The organism is Streptomyces sp. YIM 121038, assembly GCF_006088715.1.
GTDB lineage: Bacteria > Actinomycetota > Actinomycetes > Streptomycetales > Streptomycetaceae > Streptomyces.
Genome location: NZ_CP030771.1, coordinates 2,728,635 through 2,745,164, shown reverse-complemented (window position 1 = coordinate 2,745,164; position 16,530 = coordinate 2,728,635). Strand labels below are relative to the sequence as shown.

Genomic DNA, 16,530 nt, shown 5'->3' with positions numbered 1-16,530 from the left:
CAAGGGGTGCGTTCATGCTGCCGTCACAGCCGTCCGGGCCGAGCCGCAGAGCCGTCGTCGCCACCGGAGCACTCGCCTCACTGGGCGCCGCCGTGGGCGCGCCCACGGCGCACGCCGCGCCCACCGGGCCCGCCGCCGGTCCGCGCGCCGACGAGGCGGTGCTGCGCTCGGCCGCCCTCGACGTCCGCGTCGCCACCGCCTTCCCGCGCGTCGTGTCGTACACCGACCGTGCGAGCGGCGCCGTGCTGCACGCCCAGCCCGACCCCGTCACCACGCTCCTCATCGACGACGAGGAGCACACCCCACAGGTCACCGCGACCACCCACGACGACCGCGCCGCCTACGTCCTCACCTTCGACGGCGGCACCCGCGTCGACGTGGAGATCTCCGTCGAAGGCCGCCAGGTCCACTGGCGCGTCACCCGCATCCGGGACACCGCGGCCCTGCGCGTCGGCACCCTCCGCGTGCCCGGCCTCGCCCTGCTATCCGTCCGCAGCGACCAGCCCGGCGCCACCCTCCTCGCCGCCCGCGTACAGCTCGACAAGGCCAAGAGCGGCGACACCCTGGTCCGGCTCGCCGCGGACACCCCCGCCCAGGCACCCACGGGCTGCGCCTACGCCGTGCTCGCGCACGACCGGCTCGGCGGCGCCGTCGAGACCAACACCGTCTACGACAAGCCCACCGCCGAGACCAGCTGGGACAACGGCCGCCTGTGGCGGCAGACCCTCCGCACCGACGGCCGCACCGAAGCCCGCCTCACCCCCGGCCAGTGGACCCACCGCGCCGCCACCGCGCCCGTCGACGCCACCGAACCGCTGCCCTACGCCACCGTCGTCGTCACCGGCGACCGCAACGGCGACGGCAAGGTCGACTGGCAGGACGCCGCGATCGCCTTCCGCGACATCATGGTGAACCCCCTCGGCGCCGACGAGCAGCACCTGCGCGTCGTCCCGCACATCCCCTTCAACTTCGCCTCACAGGCCACCAACCCCTTCCTCGCCACCCTCGACGAGGTCAAACGCATCCACCTGGCCACCGACGGCCTGCGCCAGTACACCCTCCTCAAGGGCTACCAGTCCGAGGGCCACGACTCCGCCCACCCCGACTACGCGGGCAACTACAACACCCGCGCAGGCGGCCTGGACGACCTCAACACCCTGCTCCGCGAAGGCGCCGAGTGGAACAGCGACTTCGGCGTCCACGTCAACGCCACCGAGTCCTACCCCGTCGCCCGCGCCTTCTCCGAGAAGCTCGTCGACAAGAGCAACGAACAGTGGGACTGGCTCGACCAGAGCTACCGCATCGACCAGCGCCGCGACCTCGTCTCCGGCGACATCGCCGGCCGCTTCGCCGACCTGCGCCGCGAGACCCACCGCGCGCTCGACACCCTCTACATCGACGTGTTCCGCGAGTCCGGCTGGACCTCCGACCGCCTCCAGCGCGCCCTGCGCGACCAGGGCTGGACCGTCACCACCGAATGGGGCCACGGCTTCGAACGCTCGGCGGTCTGGTCCCACTGGGCCACCGAGACCGACTACGGCCCCGACACCTCACGCGGCATCAACTCCCAGCTGATCCGCTTCATCCGCCACCACCAGAAGGACGTCTTCGCCGACAAGTGGCCCACCCTCCTCGGCATCGCCCGCATGGGCAACTACGAGGGCTGGGTCGGCAAGACCGACTGGACCGCGTTCCACCGGCTGATCTGGACCCACGCGCTGCCCGCCAAGTACCTCCAGGCCCACCCCATCAGAACCTGGACCGCACACGAGATCACCTTCTTCGGCGCGGGCGCCACCTCCGTGACCGACACCGGCGGCACCCGCCGCATCACCACCGACGGCCACCCCGTCTACGACGACGGCACCTACCTGCTGCCCTGGGAACCCCGCCGCGCCACCGACCCCGCGAAGCTCTACCACTACAACCCCCGCGGCGGCAGCAGCCGCTGGACCCTGCCCCGCGGCTGGGCGGGCACCCGCACCGTGCACCTGTACCGCCTCACCGACCAGGGCCGCGTCCACGAACGCGCCCTGCCCGTACGCGCCGGGAAGATCACCGTCGACGCCCGCGCCGACCAGCCCTACGTCGTGTACCGCACCCGCCCCCGCGCCCTGCCCGACCCCGACTGGGGCCAGGGCACCCCACTGCGCGACCCCGGCTTCCACGCGGGCACCCTGGACGCCTGGCAGGCCACCGGGCCCGCCACCGTCGTCCGCAGCGCCCTGGGCGACCACGAACTGGTCATCGCCCCCGGCGCCGCCGCCTCCGTCACCCAGCGCCTGCGCCGCCTCGCCCCCGGCCCGTACGTCGCCTCCGTCCAGGTCGAAGTCGGCGAGCGGGCGGGCGAGGAGCGCACCGCGACCCTGGAGGTCCGCACCGCCGACGGCGTCACCGCCGCGAACCGCACCGCCACCTCCACCGCCGGGAACCACGTCGCCGCCGACCGCAAGCACGGCACCCGCTTCCAGCGCCTGTTCACCCCCTTCACCGTGCCCGAGGGCGGCGGCCCCGTCCGACTCGCGCTGCGCGCCGCCCCCGGGCGGGCCCGCGTCCGCTTCGACAACGTCCGCGTCGTGCCCGCCGCGCCCGCGCCCCGCCTGCCCCGAGGCGTCCTGTGCCGCGAGGACTTCGAGCACGTGCCCCAGGGCTGGGGGCCCTTCGTCAAGGGCGACGCCGGGGGAGTCACCGACCCGCGCACCCACATCGCGCAGCGGCACGCCCCGTTCACCCAGCGCGGCTGGAACGGCAAGGCCGTCGACGACGTCGTGGACGGCGGCCAGTCCCTCAAGTCCCGCGGCGAGAACGAGGGCCTCGTCTACCGCACCGTGCCGCACACCGTCCGGTTCGCCGCCGGGAAGCGCTACCGGGTGTCCTTCCGCTACGAGAACGAGACCGCGGGCCAGTACGCCTGGGTGACCGCCGTCGACACCCCCGACCCCCGCGAACTCTCCCGCGAACCCCTCCCGGCGGCCCACGCCCCCGCCACCCACACCTACGAGTTCACCGCGCCGGGGGAGGGCGAGGCCTGGGTGGGCCTGCGCAAGGTCAGGGGAGACGGGAAGGCGGAATTCGTCCTGGACGCGTTCGAGGTCCGCGAGGCGTGACCCCGCTCCTCGAACGCCGGAGGGCTGACATGTCGCCGCAACCGGCGACAGTTTCAGCCCGTCCGGCGTTTGAGGACGAGGCGCGGAGCGCCGAAAAGCGGGGGCCCGGGGGCGGCGGCCCCGGATCGGGAAGGGGCGGGCCTGGGGCGCACCGCGAGGGCTACCCCAGCCGCACCTCCGCCGGACCCCCCACCCCCTCCACCTCAAGCACCCACACCGCGTTCGCCCCCTCCCGCAGCACCGGCCCCGGCACGTACAGCCCCCGCTGCGGCCCCACCTCCCAGTACCGCCCGAGGCAGAAGCCGTTCACCCACACGAACCCCCGCGTCCAGCCGGGAAGTTCGAGGTGGGCGTCACCGGGGACGCCCACCTCGACGACGCCCCGGTACAGCCCCGGGCGGCCCCGCGCGGCACCGCCCGCGGGCACGCCCCGCACCGCCGACGCCTCCTCGAACGCCCCCAGCGGCACCCCCACCGCCCGCACCCCGTGCACGTACTGCCGCTCGTGCAGCACCCCGCCCGTGAGCCCCTTCGCCTCCCCGAGCCGGGGCCCGTAGCTGACCCGCCCCAGGGACTCCACCCACAGCTCGACCCGCGCACCCCCGGGCACCGGGGCGGGCAGAACGGGGGAGTCCTCGGTCAGCACCCCGGCCCGCACCCCGTCGACGTACACCACGGCCCGGTCCCGAAGACCCGGCACGCTCAGCGGATACGGCCCGCGCGGCGCGGGCAGCGTGAAGGAGTAGCGCACCAGGCCACGGTCGACCCCCAGCTCCTCGAACGTGGGCGGCACCGCGTGCTCGGCCTCGGGCCCGCCCAGGCGTGCGGCCACCGCGTCCAGCGGAGCCCACTCGCCGAGCCGCGCCACGACGGGCGCGCCCAGGGCCGCGGGAGCGGGCGGCGGCTCCGGCAGCGGCCCCTCCGCGTACCCGGCGAGGACCTCACGGAACAGCCAGAACTTCTCCGTGGGCCGCCCGCGCTCGTCGACCGGCGCGTCGTAGTCGTAGGACGTCACGTCCGGCTGCAGGGCGCCGTCGTGCAGCGCCCCGCCGTCCCGGTTCGCCCCCGCCCACCCGGCGAAGCTCGTCCCGCCGTGCGCCATGTACAGGTTCACTGACGCCCCGCACTCCAGGATCTCCCGCAGCGCCCCGGCCGCGTCCCGCGGCTCGCGCACGATGTGCTCCGCACCCCAGTGGTCGAACCAGCCGCACCAGAACTCCATGCACATCAGCGGCCCCACGGGCCGGTGCCGCCGCAAGCCGTCGAAGCCCTCCCGCGCCCGCGAGCCGAAGTTCACCGTCGCCAGGACACCCGGCACGCTCCCGCCCGTCAGCATGTGGTCCTCCGGCCCGTCCGACGTGCACAGCTCCGCCGTGACCCCGAGGCCGCGCAGCAGCTCCGTGAGCGCGCGCAAGTACACCCCGTCCGAGCCGTAGCTGCCGTACTCGTTCTCGACCTGCACCAGGACCACCGGGCCGCCCCGGTCGTGCTGCCGCGCCACGACCTGCGGAAGCAGCCGCGCGAACCAGCGCTCCACCCGCTCCAGATAGCGCGCGTCCCGGGTGCGCACCCGCGCCCCCGGCTCCCCGGTCAGCCACGCCGGAAGCCCCCCGTTGTCCCACTCGGCACAGATGTACGGGCCCGGCCGCACGATCGCCCACAAGCCCTCGCGGTGCGCGGCGTCCAGGAACCGGCCGAGCGCCTCCACGTCGTGGAACTCCCCGGGACGCGGCTCGTGCACGTTCCACGGCACGTACGTCTCCACGCAGTTGAGGCCCATCGCCCGCAGCATCGCGAGCCGGTGCCCCCACTGCGCCTCGTGCACCCGGAAGTAGTGCAGCGCCCCGGACAGCAGCCGCACCGGCCGCCCGCCCACCTCGAAGCCGTCCTCGCCCACCCTGAAGCCGTTCATCCTGTCCCCTCCCGGTCCGCTGACAGCCGCCACGATTGCCTCTGGCGGGCGGCCCGGTCCATGGACAAAGATCGAGCCCGATTGGACTAGGCGCGGCCGGACGCGAACGGACCCCTCCGGACGCGGCCGGACACGACGGACCGGGAGGGCCGCAGCGGATGTACCACACCTGGATGCGGTACTTCACCCCGAGCCCCGTCCACCACCGCCTCGGCCTGGTGTGCCTCGGCGTCGGCCTCCAGCACGGCACCCTGCCCGCCGTCGGCCCGCGCACCCTCGACCACCACGTCGCCCTCGTCGTCAGCGCGGGCAGCGGCTGGTACGCCACCCCCGACGGCCGCCGCACACCCGTCACCGCGCCCGCCCTGATCTGGCTCGTGCCCGGCGTGCCCCACCACTACGGCGCCGACCCGCACACCGGCTGGGACGAGTGCTTCGTCGACTTCGCCGGGCCCGCCACCGCCACCTACACCGAACTCGGCTACATCGAACCCGAGCGGCCCGTCGTCGCCCTCGCCGACCCCGCCGCCGCCCGCGCCGTCGTCGCCCGCGTCGCCCGCGCCGCCCGCCGCGGCAACCCCCTCCTGGAGGTCGAGACCGCCGCCGCCGTCCACGAACTCCTCGTCGCCCTGCGCCGCGCCCGCGCCGACCTCGCCCCCGACGGCGACCCCGTCCTCCAGGCCCTGGCCCGCGACGCCTTCCAGCCGCTGTCCATCGCCGAACACGCCGCCCGGCACGGCATGACCCCCGCCGAGCTGCGCACCGCCGTACGCCGCGGCGCCGGGTGCAGCCCCAAGGACTACCTCCTCGGCATCCGCCTCGGCCGCGCCAAGGAACTCCTCGCCGCCACGGAACTGCCCGTCGCCGCCGTCGCCCGCCGCGTCGGCTACGACGACCCCGCCTACTTCTCCCGGCTCTTCACCCGCCGCGTCGGCACGGCCCCGGTGCGCTTCCGCGCCCAGCAGGGCCGCACCGTGCCCGGCGGCTGGTCACGGCAGGTCCCCGACCCCGACGACCCGCCCATGCTCACCTCCGGCGGCCCCGGCGCGGCAACGTAGGCTCCCATGCCATGACCACGAACCACCCCGCCGACCCCGCCGCCCCTGCCGACCCCACCGCTCCCGCCGACGCCGCCGCTCCCGCCGCTCCTGCCGACCCCGCCGTGCTCGCCGAGCTGGGCCGACTGCGCGACAGCATCGACAACATCGACGCCGCGGTCGTCCACATGCTCGCCGAACGGTTCAAGTGCACCCAGCAGGTCGGCCACCTCAAGGCCAACCACCAGCTGCCCCCCGCCGACCCGGCCCGCGAGTCCCGCCAGATCGCCCGGCTGCGCGAACTGGCCGAGAACGCCAAACTGGACCCCGCCTTCGCGGAGAAGTTCCTGAACTTCATCATCGCCGAGGTCATCCGCCACCACGAGACCATCGCCAACGAGAAGGCCTGAGCGGCGCGCACCCCCGCGAACAAGCCCCTCCCCGGCCGGGCCACCCCCTGCCAGGCGCCCCGCCGCATCAGGCACCATGGCCAGATGCCCGCACTGACGCGCGACGAAGCGCAGACCCGAGCCCAGCTCCTCGACGTCCGGCGGTACGAGATCGCCCTCGATCTCACCACCGGCGAGGAGACCTTCGACTCCCGCACGGCGATCACCTTCACCGCCGCCGCGGACGGCGACACGTTCGTCGAGTTGAAGCCCGCGCACCTGCGCTCCGTCACGCTCGACGGCACCCCCCTCGACCCGGGCACCCTGACGGACAACAGGCTCCCCCTGACCGGCCTCACCGCGGGGGAGCACCGGCTCACCGTCGAGGCCGCCATGCGCTACTCCCGCACCGGCGAGGGCCTGCACCGCTTCACCGACCCCAGCGACGGCGAGACGTACGTCTACACCCAGCTCTTCCTCGACGACATCCAGCGCGTCTTCGCCGCCTTCGACCAGCCCGACCTGAAGGCCGTCTTCCAGCTGGACGTCACCGCGCCCCAGAGCTGGACCGTCCTCGCCAACAGCGTCACCGAGCACACCGGCGGCGGCACCTGGAAGGCCGCCCCCACACCCCCGCTGCCCACCTACCTCGTGGCCGTCGCCGCGGGCCCCTGGCACTCCGTGCGCACCGAACACCGCGGCCTGCCCTTCGGCCTCCACTGCCGCCGCTCCCTCGCCCCCCACCTCGACGCCGACGCCGACGAACTGCTCGACGTCACCCGCGCCTGCTTCGACCGCTACCACGAGAAGTTCGCCGAGCCCTACCCCTTCGACTCCTACGACCAGGCGTTCGTCCCCGAGTTCAACGCCGGCGCCATGGAGAACCCCGGCCTCGTCACCTTCCGCGACGAATTCGTCTACCGCTCCGCCGTCACCGACACCCAGCGCCAGACCCGCGCCATGGTCGTCGCCCACGAGATGGCCCACATGTGGTTCGGCGACCTGGTGACCCTCAAGTGGTGGGACGACATCTGGCTCAACGAGTCCTTCGCCGAGTACATGGGCTACCAGACCCTCACCGAAGCCAGTCGCTTCACGGACACCTGGGTCGACTTCGGCGTCGCCCGCAAGTCCTGGGGCTACGACGCCGACCAGCGCCCCTCCACCCACCCCGTCGCCCCCGCCCCCGACGCCGTGCCCGACACCGCGTCCGCCCTGCTCAACTTCGACGGCATCTCCTACGCCAAGGGCGCCAGCGCCCTGCGCCAGCTCGTCGCCTGGCTCGGCGAGAAGGACTTCCTCGCGGGCATCAACGCCCACTTCGCCCGCCACAAGTTCGCCAACGCCACCCTCGCCGACTTCATCGACAACCTCGCCTCCGCCACCGACCGCGACGTCCACGCCTGGGCCGAGGCCTGGCTGCGCACCACCGGCGTCGACACCTTCACCCCCACCGTCAGCCACAGCGGCCGCTCCTGGACCCTGCGCCTCGACCGCGACGGCAGCCGCCCCCACCGCGTCGCCGTCGGCGTCTACGACCGCGACCTCTCCGACGGCCGCCAGCTCGTCCTGCGCGAACGCTACGAGACGGACCTGCCCGAACAGTCCCCGCCCACCCCGCGCGACGGCGGCTGCCCCGCCCTCGTCGTCCCCAACGACCACGACCTCACGTACGCCAAGATCCGCCTCGACCCGGTCTCCCAGGACACCGCCCTGCGCTCGCTGTCCAGCGTGCCCGACCCGCTCACCCGCGCCGTCCTGTGGAACGCGCTGCGCGACATGGTCCGCGACGGCGACCTCGAACCCGCCGTCTACCTCGACACCGCCCGCACCCACCTGCCCGCCGAGACCGACCTCGCCCTCGTCTCCGGCGTCCTCACCTTCGCGGGCACCGTCATCGCCGACCACTACACCCCCCGCGCCCGCAGGCCCGCCGCCCGCGCCACCCTCGACGCCCTCTGCCACGACATCGTCCGCCACACCGAGGACGGCTCCGACCCCGGCCTGCGCCTCATCGCCGTACGCGGCCTCATCGACGCCGCCACCCAGGCCGAGCCCCTCAACACCTGGCTCGCCCAGGGCGCCGTACCCGGCGGACCCGAACTCGACCCCGAACTGCGCTGGCGCGCCCTCGCCCGCCTCGCCGTCCTCGGCGAGGCCGACGAGGACACCATCGCCGCCGAACTGCGCCGCGACCCCAGCGCCACCGGCCAGGAAGGCGCCGCCCGCTGCCGCGCCGCCCTGCCCGACCCCGACGCCAAACGCCGCGCCTGGGACGCCATGTTCACCACCGACGACCTGTCCAACTCCCTGTTCATCGCCACCGCCCAGGGCTTCTGGCAGCCCGAACAGGACGACCTCGTACGCCCCTACCTGGCCCGCTACTTCGACGACGCCGTGGACCTCGCCGCCCGGCGCGGCCCCGCCATCGCCGACGCCACGGGCCGCCACGCCTTCCCGTCCGCCGTCGACGACGAGACCCTGCGCCTCGGCGAGGCCTGCCTCGCCCGCACCGACCTCACCCCGGCGCTGCGCCGCCGCCTCACCGACCAGCTCGACGACCTGGCCCGGGCCCTGCGCGTGCGCCGCAAGGCCGAACAGGGCTGACCCGGCCGCTCGGCCTAGGACCGATGCCCTAGGCCGAGCTCCGCCCTCACGACGATCCGGAGAACCCCTCCGGTTGCCTAGGGTCGTGCACACAGCGGACCGGACCGACGGACCACACCCGACGGCCCGGCCCCACCCGCACACCCGAGGAGCCCACCATGATCGTCGTCAGCGGAGCCACCGGAAACGTCGGCAGCGCCCTCATCGACCAACTCACCGCCACCGACACCCCCGTACGCGCCCTCGTCCGCGACCCCGGCCGCGCCCACCTGCCCGCCACCGCCGAGGTCACCAGCCTCACCGTCAGCGCCGACCCCGCCGACATGACCGCCCAGTTCGACGGCGCCGACGCCCTCTTCCTGCACGCCTCCGTCACCGGCGACCACACCGCCGCGTTCCTCGCCGCCGCCCGCACCGCAGGCGTCCAGCACGTCACCGTCCTGTCCAGCATCGCCGTCGAGGACGCACCCGACCCCGAACACGAGTCGTTCATCCACACCTGGCACCGCGCCCTCGAACAGGACGTCCGCGACAGCGGCCTCGACTGGACCTTCCTGCGCCCCGGCGTCTTCGCCACCAACACCCTCCAGTGGGTCCGGCAGATCCACGCGGGCGACACCGTACGCGGCCCCTACGCCCGAGGCCTCAACTCACCCATCCACGAAGCCGACATCGCCGCCGTCGCCCGCCACAGCCTCCTGGAGCGCCACACCGGCGCCGCCCACGTCCTCACCGGCCCCGAAGCCATCACCACCGAGGAACAGATCGCCGCCATCGCCCACGCCATCGGCCGCCCCCTCACCTACACCGAGATACCGCCCCAGGACGTCGTCCCCGACATGTTCCCCCTCATCCCCGCCGACCTGGTCCCCGGCTTCGTCGCCTCCCTCGCCGCCACCCTCGACACGGCCCCGCCCCTGACCACCACGGTCCAGACCATCACGGGCCGCCCGGCCCGCACCTACGCCCAGTGGGCCCAGGACCACGCGGACGACTTCCGTACGACGAACTGAGCGCCCGCACCAGCAACCACCGAGCCCGTCCGACGCTCAAGGACGAGGCGCGCGGCGCCGCCACGGTGCCCCGGCCCCCAGAAGGAGCGGGCCGGGGCAGCGCGTGCGCCGTCTGGAAGGAAGGGGCCGAGGCGCCCGTCCGGCCCCTGGAGGAGCGGGCCGAGGCCCCCGGCCTCTGGAAGGAGCGGGCCGGGGCAGCCCCCCCCCGCAAGGCCCGGCGCAGCCCCTAGCACCTCCACCCCGCGCAGACACGATTTCCCCGCACAGCCGTACCCCTTTCGGGTTCCGAAACCCCCACCCCACCGCACGCCCCACCCCCACCCACCAGGCTGGTGCCCCCGTCCGCCCACCGGAGGTCACCGCCCATGCGCACCCCGCCGCCCCTCGCCGGGGGCGCCCAAGGCCCCGACGCCCTCGGGCCCCTGCTCACCGTCACCCTGGACGCCCTCCGCGAAGGCGCGGCGGCCCGCGGCGGCCCCCTCCCGCCCGGCGGCCCCACCACCGTCGCCGCCCGCGTCCACGCCGCCGCCCACCCCCTGCTGCCCAGCCACGGCACCGGCGCCCACACCGCCCTGCGCACCCTCGTCCACGCCACCGCCCACGGCGCGGCCGACCCCGCCGAACCCCTCTGCGCGGCCCATCTGCACTGCCCCCCGCTCGCCCTCGCCGCAGCCGCCGACCTCGCCGCCTCCGCGCTCAACCCCTCCCTCGACTCCTGGGACCAGGCCCCCGCCGCCTCCGCCCTCGAAGCCCTCCTCACCACCACCCTCGCCACCGAAGTCCACGGCCGCGGCGACGCCCTCATCACCACCGGCGGCACCGAGTCCAACCAACTCGCCCTGCTCCTCGCCCGCGAACGCGCCACCGCCCACGGCCGCACCCTGCGCATCCTCACCGGCGCCAACGCCCACCACTCCCTGCACCGCGCCGCCTGGCTCCTCGGCCTGCCCGCCCCCGTCACCGTGCCCGCCCCCACCGGCGTCCTCGACCCCGCCGCCCTCGCCACCGCCCTCGCCACCCACACCGCCGACGACACCGACCTCCTCGTCACCGCCACCGCCGGCACCACCGACGCCGGCCTCATCGACCCCCTCACCACCATCGCCGACCTGTGCGCCACCCACGGCGCCCGCCTCCACACCGACGCCGCCTACGGCGCCGGACTCCTCTTCAGCGACACCCACCGCGCCAAGCTCCACGGCCTCGACCGCGCCGACACCGTCACCCTCGACCTGCACAAACTCGGCTGGCAGCCCGCCGCAGCCGGCATCCTCACCGTCCGCGACCCCACCGACACCCACGCCCTCACCCACCGCGCCGACTACCTCAACGCCGACGACGACACCGAAGCAGGCCTCCCCGACCTCCTCGGCCGCTCCCTGCGCACCACCCGCCGCCCCGACGCACTCAAGATCGCCATCACCCTCAAGGCCCTCGGCCGCACCGGACTCGGCGCCCTCGTCGACCACGTCTGCGACCAGGCCCGCCGCCTCGCCGACGACATCGCCGCCCACCCCCGCTTCGACCTCTACGCCGCCCCCACCATCAGCACCGTCCTCTTCCGGCCCACCCACGCCGACGACGACCACATCGCCCACATCCGCCGCACCCTCCTCACCGACGGCACCGCCGTCCTCGGCCGCGCCCAACTCGACGGCCGCCGCTGGCTCAAAGCCACCCTCCTCAACCCCCACACCACCCCCGACGACCTCACCACCCTGCTCAAGCTCGTGGAAGGAACCACCCCCCGATGACCCCGACCCGCCCACCAGGCGCCCCCGACCAGGCCACCCCGGCACCCACCACCCCCGACAACCCCCGCGACCTGGTCGGCATCGGCATCGGCCCCTTCAACCTCTCCCTCGCCGCCCTCGCCCAGCCCCTCGGCCTCGACACCGCCTTCTACGAACAGCGCCCCGCCTTCCACTGGCACCCCGGCCTCCTCATCGACGGCGCCACCCTCCAAGTCCCCTTCCTCGCCGACCTCGTGACCCTCGCCGACCCCGCGAGCCCCTGGTCGTTCCTCAACTACCTCAAGACCCGCGAACGCCTCTACCCCTTCTACTTCGCCGAGCGCTTCCACATCCAGCGCGCCGAATACGACGCCTACTGCCGCTGGGTCAGCGACAACCTCCCCCAGCTCCACTACGGCCACCAGATCGACGCCGTCCGCTGGAACCCCGAACGCGACCTGTTCGACGTCGACTTCACCCAACTCGACGCCGACGGCGAAGCCGAAGCCCTCGGCCGCACCCACGCCAAGAACATCGTCCTCGGCATCGGCACCGCCCCCCACGTCCCCGAACCCCTCAAGCCCCTCGCCGACGCCCCCACCGTCCCCGTCATCCACGCCGCCGACTACCTCCTGCACCGCGACCGCTTCCTCACCGCCGACCACATCACCGTCATCGGCTCGGGACAGTCCGGCGCCGAAGTCTTCCTCGACCTCCTCCGCCACCGCCCCCCGGGCGCCGAAAAACTCCACTGGCTCGCCCGCACCCCCGCCTTCGCCCCCATGGAGTACTCCAAGCTCGGCCTGGAACACTTCACCCCCGACTACACCCGCTACTTCCACGCCCTGCCCGAAACCGTCCGCGACCAACTCGTCCCCGGCCAGTGGCAACTCCACAAGGGCATCGACGCCGACACCATCGCCGCCATCCACGACGAGCTCTACCGACGCACCCTCCACGGCGGCTGGCCCGACGCCGTCCTCACCCCCGGCGTCAACGTCCGCACCGCCGGACGCGTCGCCACCACCCGCGTCGAACTCCACCTCGAACACGTCGAACAAGGCACCCGCTCCCGCCTCACCACCGACGCCGTCATCCTCGCCACCGGCTACCGCGAACGCCCCCTCGACCGCCTCCTCGCCGGACTCGACCCCTACCTCCGCCGCGACTCCGCCGAACGCCCCCGCATCGACGAACACCACCGCCTCGCCCTCGACCCCTCCATCACCGGCACCGTCTACGTACAGAACGCCGAACGCCACACCCACGGCGTCGGCGCCCCCGACCTCGGCCTCGCCGCCTGGCGCAGCGCAGGCATCCTCAACTCCCTCACCGGCACAGAGCCCTACCCCCAGCCCCAGCGCACCGCCTTCACCCACTTCGGCCTCCACCAGCCGACGCACCGCACCACCCCCCGCCCCGGCGGAGAACACCGCGGCACCCTCGTCCACCTGAAGAACTGACCCCCAGGCCCGGACCCCAGGCCCGGACCCAGGCCCCACCCCCCCCGGGCCCTCAGCCCCCGGCCACCTCGGCCAGCGCCCCCACCGGCGCCACCACCCGCCCCGACCGCGGACACGACCACACCGCCACACTCCCGACCACCCGCGCACCCAACGGATGACCCAGCGGATGGTCGGGACACTCCGGCCACGTCGCCGGCAACAACAACGCCGCCAACGCCTCCACCGCCCAGTCCTTCACCTGCTCCGCCAACTCCGCCACCTGCTCCGCCGGACCCACCCCCGCAGGCACCGAAACCCCCACCCCCGAACCGTCCGCCTCGTACAGCATCACCAGCGGATCCCCGTCGAAGTCCACCTCCTCACGGACGATCGGCTGCACCGCACACGTGGCCGACAGATCACGCCGCACCACCGCCAGCGCGGCAGCAAGATCCTCATGCATCGCGACAACCCCCGCCTCAGAACACCGGAATCCCCGCACGCGTCAACCGCCAGTCCACCCGCGCGAATTCCGCCGGATCCACCGTGCCCTTCGCCTTCACCCACGCGATGATCGTGTTACGGATCTCGTCCGAATGCGCCCACACCTGCCGGGCCCTCGCCACATGCGGGAAATTGCCACCCCCGCTCGCCCGGTAGTTGTTCACCGCCAACACGAACTCCGCCGCCGGATCCACCGGCTTCCCCTCGAACCGCAACCCCACGATCCGCGAACCCACCGGCTGCGCGATGTCCACGTCGTACGCGACCCCGTACAACGCGTCGTAGTTGTAGTCCGGCACCCCGTCCGCGTTCGTCAGCCCCGCCGGATCCACCGGCGCGTCCGGAGCCGTCCGCACGTAGTAGCGCGCCGAGAACTCCAGATAGTCCTTCAACTGCGCACCCGTCAGCACACGCGCCTCCAGCGTGTTCTCGAACGGATACAGACCCGCCGCGTCCCGGATCGTCACCTCACCCGCCGGAATGCCTGCCGTCCGCGAGAAGCACGACGCCTGCGACACCACCGGAAGCTTCCCGTACGCACCCCCCGCCAGCGCCACCCGCACCGTCTCCGCCTGCACATGACTGATCAGATCAATGATCGGCACATCCTTGTACGGCCCCTCCGCCGTACTCATCGCCGCCTTCGACGTACCGATCACCTGATTGACATAAGCCACGACCTTCCGGTGCTCACCCGCGAGCAGCCGCGTAATGCGCTCGTCCTCCGCCACCGCGTTGGAGTTCAGGACCTTCGCCCCCACCTTCTCCACCCGCCAACGGCCCTTCGACCACACCACGTCGAAGTCGAACAACGTCAGCCGCTGCCCCCACTTCAACGGCTCCGAAAGCACCACCTTCCGGCCCGTCGCCTCGTTCTCGACCACATACTCCGGAATCTCCGTATGCGCGTGCCCCACCAGAATCGCGTCGATCCCCGGCACCTGCCGCGCCACCAACGCCGCCGCGTTCTCCACATACGGCAACTGATCCCCGTACGACGACGTACCGCTCGACCCCGAATGCGCCGACACGATCACCACGTCCGCACCCATCGAACGCAGCCGCGGCACCCACTTCGCCGCCTGCTCCTCAAGCCCCGGAAACGTCATCTTGCCCTGAACATGAGCCTTGTCCCAGATCGCGATCCCCGGATTCGTCAGACCGAGCACCGCGACCCGCACATCCCGCCCGTGCGGCGTACGCAACCGATGCATGCTGTACGGCGGAAAAGCAGGCCGCTGTGACTTCGCATCCAACGCGTTCGCCCCGAGCAACGGGAAATCACACTGCTCCTGGAACTTCCGCAACACCGGAATCCCGTAATTGAACTCATGGTTCCCGAGCGCCGCCGCGTTATACCCGATCGCGTTCATCGCCCGCGCCATCGGATGCACCGGACCCCGCGCCGCGGTGATCGGATCCACCTTCGCGTAGTAGTACGCCAACTGCGTACCCTGAATCGTGTCACCCGCGTCGATCAGCAGCGTATTGCGACGCCCCTTCTCCGCACGCACCCGCGACACCAACGTCGAGACCTTCGCCAGACCCACATCGTTGTGGTTCTTGTCGTCGAACTCCCGGTCCGTGAAGTAATCCCAGTTGAAGACGTTCCCGTGCAGATCCGTCGTCCCCATCACCGTGAACGAATACCGCCCCGGCCCCTTGCCCGGCCGCGCCGCGGGCGCCGCCCCGGCGGACGCCGCAGGACCCACGAGCGCCACCCCCGCACCCGCGGCGGCGGAACTACCCAGGAACGACCTTCTGTCGAGCGGCATCGAAACTCCCTCACGAACCCTCATGATCCACACGCCCTGACGACGCGCGTAGATTCTGGCCCAGAAGCCCCCCACGACAACACCCCCACGAGGTTTCGATCCGATGACCACCCCGAACCCCGCCCCGGTGCCACAGTGGAACCCATGACCACCCACGAACAGACACCCACCACCCCCTACGGCACCCCCGACGCCCCCCGCGTAGCGGTCCGCGGCGAAGCCCGCCTCGAAGTCGACCCCGAAATCGCCCGCATCGGCATCACCGTCAACGCCCGAGGCACCGACCGCCGCGACGCCCTCACCCACCTCACCCGCCGCAACACCGACGTCATCACCCTCATCAAAACCTACGGCGAAGCCGTCGAGCGCATCGAAACAGGCGCCTTCTCCATCACCCCCGAACTCACCAAACGCGGCAAAGGAGAACGCGTCCGCACCTACCACGGCCGCGTCCACATCAGCGCCGAACTCACCGACTTCACCGCACTCGGCGAACTCACCACCCGCATCGCCGACCTCGACCTCACCCACGTCGACGGCCCCTACTGGTCCCTGCGCCCCACCTCACCCGCCCACCGCACCGCCCGCCAACAAGCCGTCAAAGAAGCCGTCCAACGCGCCCGCGAATACGCCGAAGCCCTCGGCACCACCCTCGACGCCCTCGTCGAACTCGCCGACATCGGCGCCGACCACACCCCCGACTACGCCTACCCCGCACCCCCCGGAATGGCCCGCGCCGCCTTCGCCGGCGGCCCCGAAGCCGCCCCCGCACTCGACCTCGAACCCCAACGCCAGTCCGTCTACGCCCAAGTCAACGCACGCTTCACCATGAACCCCCCACGACTGTGAGCCACCGCACCACCCGCCCCCGTCATCACACACCACCCCATCGACCCTTGAACATGCTCATCAGAGCGTGCCCGCGCACACTTCAACAGTTGTCAAGAGCCTTTCACCCAACGGTTGTTGAGTAGTCACGCCCAACCAATCCTCTACCGACCAGTAAGG

Annotated in this window: 11 protein-coding genes; 8 read left to right on the top strand and 3 right to left on the bottom strand. The window is 72.8% G+C overall.

What is annotated here, in order from left to right:
• Positions 1 to 14: 14 nt before the first annotated feature.
• Positions 15 to 3,107, top strand: coding sequence for an endo-alpha-N-acetylgalactosaminidase family protein (locus C9F11_RS11420; RefSeq protein WP_138959166.1), 3,093 nt, complete (start codon positions 15 to 17; stop codon positions 3,105 to 3,107).
• Between the two features lie 160 nt (positions 3,108 to 3,267).
• On the opposite strand, the gene C9F11_RS11415 is transcribed toward C9F11_RS11420, so the two are convergent.
• The gene (locus tag C9F11_RS11415) at positions 3,268 to 5,019 is read right to left on the bottom strand and encodes a beta-galactosidase family protein (protein ID WP_138959165.1); all 1,752 of its coding nucleotides are present in this window, start codon (positions 5,017 to 5,019) and stop codon (positions 3,268 to 3,270) included.
• A 158-nt stretch (positions 5,020 to 5,177) separates the two neighbouring features.
• Between C9F11_RS11415 and C9F11_RS11410 the strand changes: the two genes are divergently transcribed.
• The 6 genes from C9F11_RS11410 (at position 5,178) to C9F11_RS11380 (ending at position 13,261) form a co-directional block, all read left to right on the top strand.
• Positions 5,178 to 6,077: an AraC family transcriptional regulator gene (locus tag C9F11_RS11410; protein ID WP_138959164.1), complete on the top strand. Its 900-nt coding sequence runs from the start codon at positions 5,178 to 5,180 to the stop codon at positions 6,075 to 6,077.
• Between the two features lie 11 nt (positions 6,078 to 6,088).
• A complete protein-coding gene (locus C9F11_RS11400) occupies positions 6,089 to 6,466 on the top strand; it encodes a chorismate mutase (RefSeq protein ID WP_249401689.1) in 378 nt (125 codons plus the stop codon).
• An 84-nt stretch (positions 6,467 to 6,550) separates the two neighbouring features.
• Positions 6,551 to 9,052 carry an aminopeptidase N gene (gene pepN, locus C9F11_RS11395; RefSeq protein WP_138959162.1) on the top strand — a complete coding sequence of 834 codons (2,502 nt, stop codon included), beginning with the start codon at positions 6,551 to 6,553 and terminating at the stop codon, positions 9,050 to 9,052.
• Between the two features lie 158 nt (positions 9,053 to 9,210).
• Positions 9,211 to 10,065, top strand: coding sequence for an NAD(P)H-binding protein (locus tag C9F11_RS11390; RefSeq protein WP_138959161.1), 855 nt, complete (start codon positions 9,211 to 9,213; stop codon positions 10,063 to 10,065).
• A 365-nt stretch (positions 10,066 to 10,430) separates the two neighbouring features.
• Complete coding sequence (locus tag C9F11_RS11385; RefSeq protein ID WP_138959160.1) at positions 10,431 to 11,819, top strand: aminotransferase class V-fold PLP-dependent enzyme; 1,389 nt, start codon at positions 10,431 to 10,433, stop codon at positions 11,817 to 11,819.
• Positions 11,816 to 13,261, top strand: a complete 1,446-nt coding sequence (locus C9F11_RS11380; RefSeq protein ID WP_138959159.1) for a SidA/IucD/PvdA family monooxygenase — start codon at positions 11,816 to 11,818, stop codon at positions 13,259 to 13,261. The genes C9F11_RS11385 and C9F11_RS11380 overlap by 4 nt, the downstream gene beginning before the upstream one ends.
• A 52-nt stretch (positions 13,262 to 13,313) precedes the next feature.
• Here the strand turns inward: C9F11_RS11380 and C9F11_RS11375 are convergent, their stop codons facing one another.
• Together C9F11_RS11375 and C9F11_RS11370 are read right to left on the bottom strand one after the other, a co-directional pair.
• Entirely contained in the window at positions 13,314 to 13,706 is a 393-nt protein-coding gene (locus C9F11_RS11375) for a hypothetical protein (RefSeq protein WP_138959158.1), read from the bottom strand.
• 16 nt (positions 13,707 to 13,722) lie between these two features.
• Positions 13,723 to 15,522, bottom strand: coding sequence for a 5'-nucleotidase C-terminal domain-containing protein (locus C9F11_RS11370; RefSeq protein ID WP_138959157.1), 1,800 nt, complete (start codon positions 15,520 to 15,522; stop codon positions 13,723 to 13,725).
• A gap of 144 nt (positions 15,523 to 15,666) precedes the next feature.
• On the opposite strand from C9F11_RS11370, the gene C9F11_RS11365 reads away from it, so the two are divergent.
• Positions 15,667 to 16,371 carry an SIMPL domain-containing protein gene (locus C9F11_RS11365; RefSeq protein ID WP_138959156.1) on the top strand — a complete coding sequence of 235 codons (705 nt, stop codon included), beginning with the start codon at positions 15,667 to 15,669 and terminating at the stop codon, positions 16,369 to 16,371.
• The last annotated feature ends 159 nt before the right edge of the window (positions 16,372 to 16,530 follow it).

Coding starts and splice junctions, on each gene's coding strand:
- C9F11_RS11420 (WP_138959166.1), top strand. CDS start 15: ATGCTGCCGTCACAGCCGTCCGGGCCGAGCCGCAGAGCCGTCGTCGCC.
- C9F11_RS11415 (WP_138959165.1), bottom strand. CDS start 5,019: ATGAACGGCTTCAGGGTGGGCGAGGACGGCTTCGAGGTGGGCGGGCGG.
- C9F11_RS11410 (WP_138959164.1), top strand. CDS start 5,178: ATGTACCACACCTGGATGCGGTACTTCACCCCGAGCCCCGTCCACCAC.
- C9F11_RS11400 (WP_249401689.1), top strand. CDS start 6,089: ATGACCACGAACCACCCCGCCGACCCCGCCGCCCCTGCCGACCCCACC.
- pepN (WP_138959162.1), top strand. CDS start 6,551: ATGCCCGCACTGACGCGCGACGAAGCGCAGACCCGAGCCCAGCTCCTC.
- C9F11_RS11390 (WP_138959161.1), top strand. CDS start 9,211: ATGATCGTCGTCAGCGGAGCCACCGGAAACGTCGGCAGCGCCCTCATC.
- C9F11_RS11385 (WP_138959160.1), top strand. CDS start 10,431: ATGCGCACCCCGCCGCCCCTCGCCGGGGGCGCCCAAGGCCCCGACGCC.
- C9F11_RS11380 (WP_138959159.1), top strand. CDS start 11,816: ATGACCCCGACCCGCCCACCAGGCGCCCCCGACCAGGCCACCCCGGCA.
- C9F11_RS11375 (WP_138959158.1), bottom strand. CDS start 13,706: ATGCATGAGGATCTTGCTGCCGCGCTGGCGGTGGTGCGGCGTGATCTG.
- C9F11_RS11370 (WP_138959157.1), bottom strand. CDS start 15,522: ATGCCGCTCGACAGAAGGTCGTTCCTGGGTAGTTCCGCCGCCGCGGGT.
- C9F11_RS11365 (WP_138959156.1), top strand. CDS start 15,667: ATGACCACCCACGAACAGACACCCACCACCCCCTACGGCACCCCCGAC.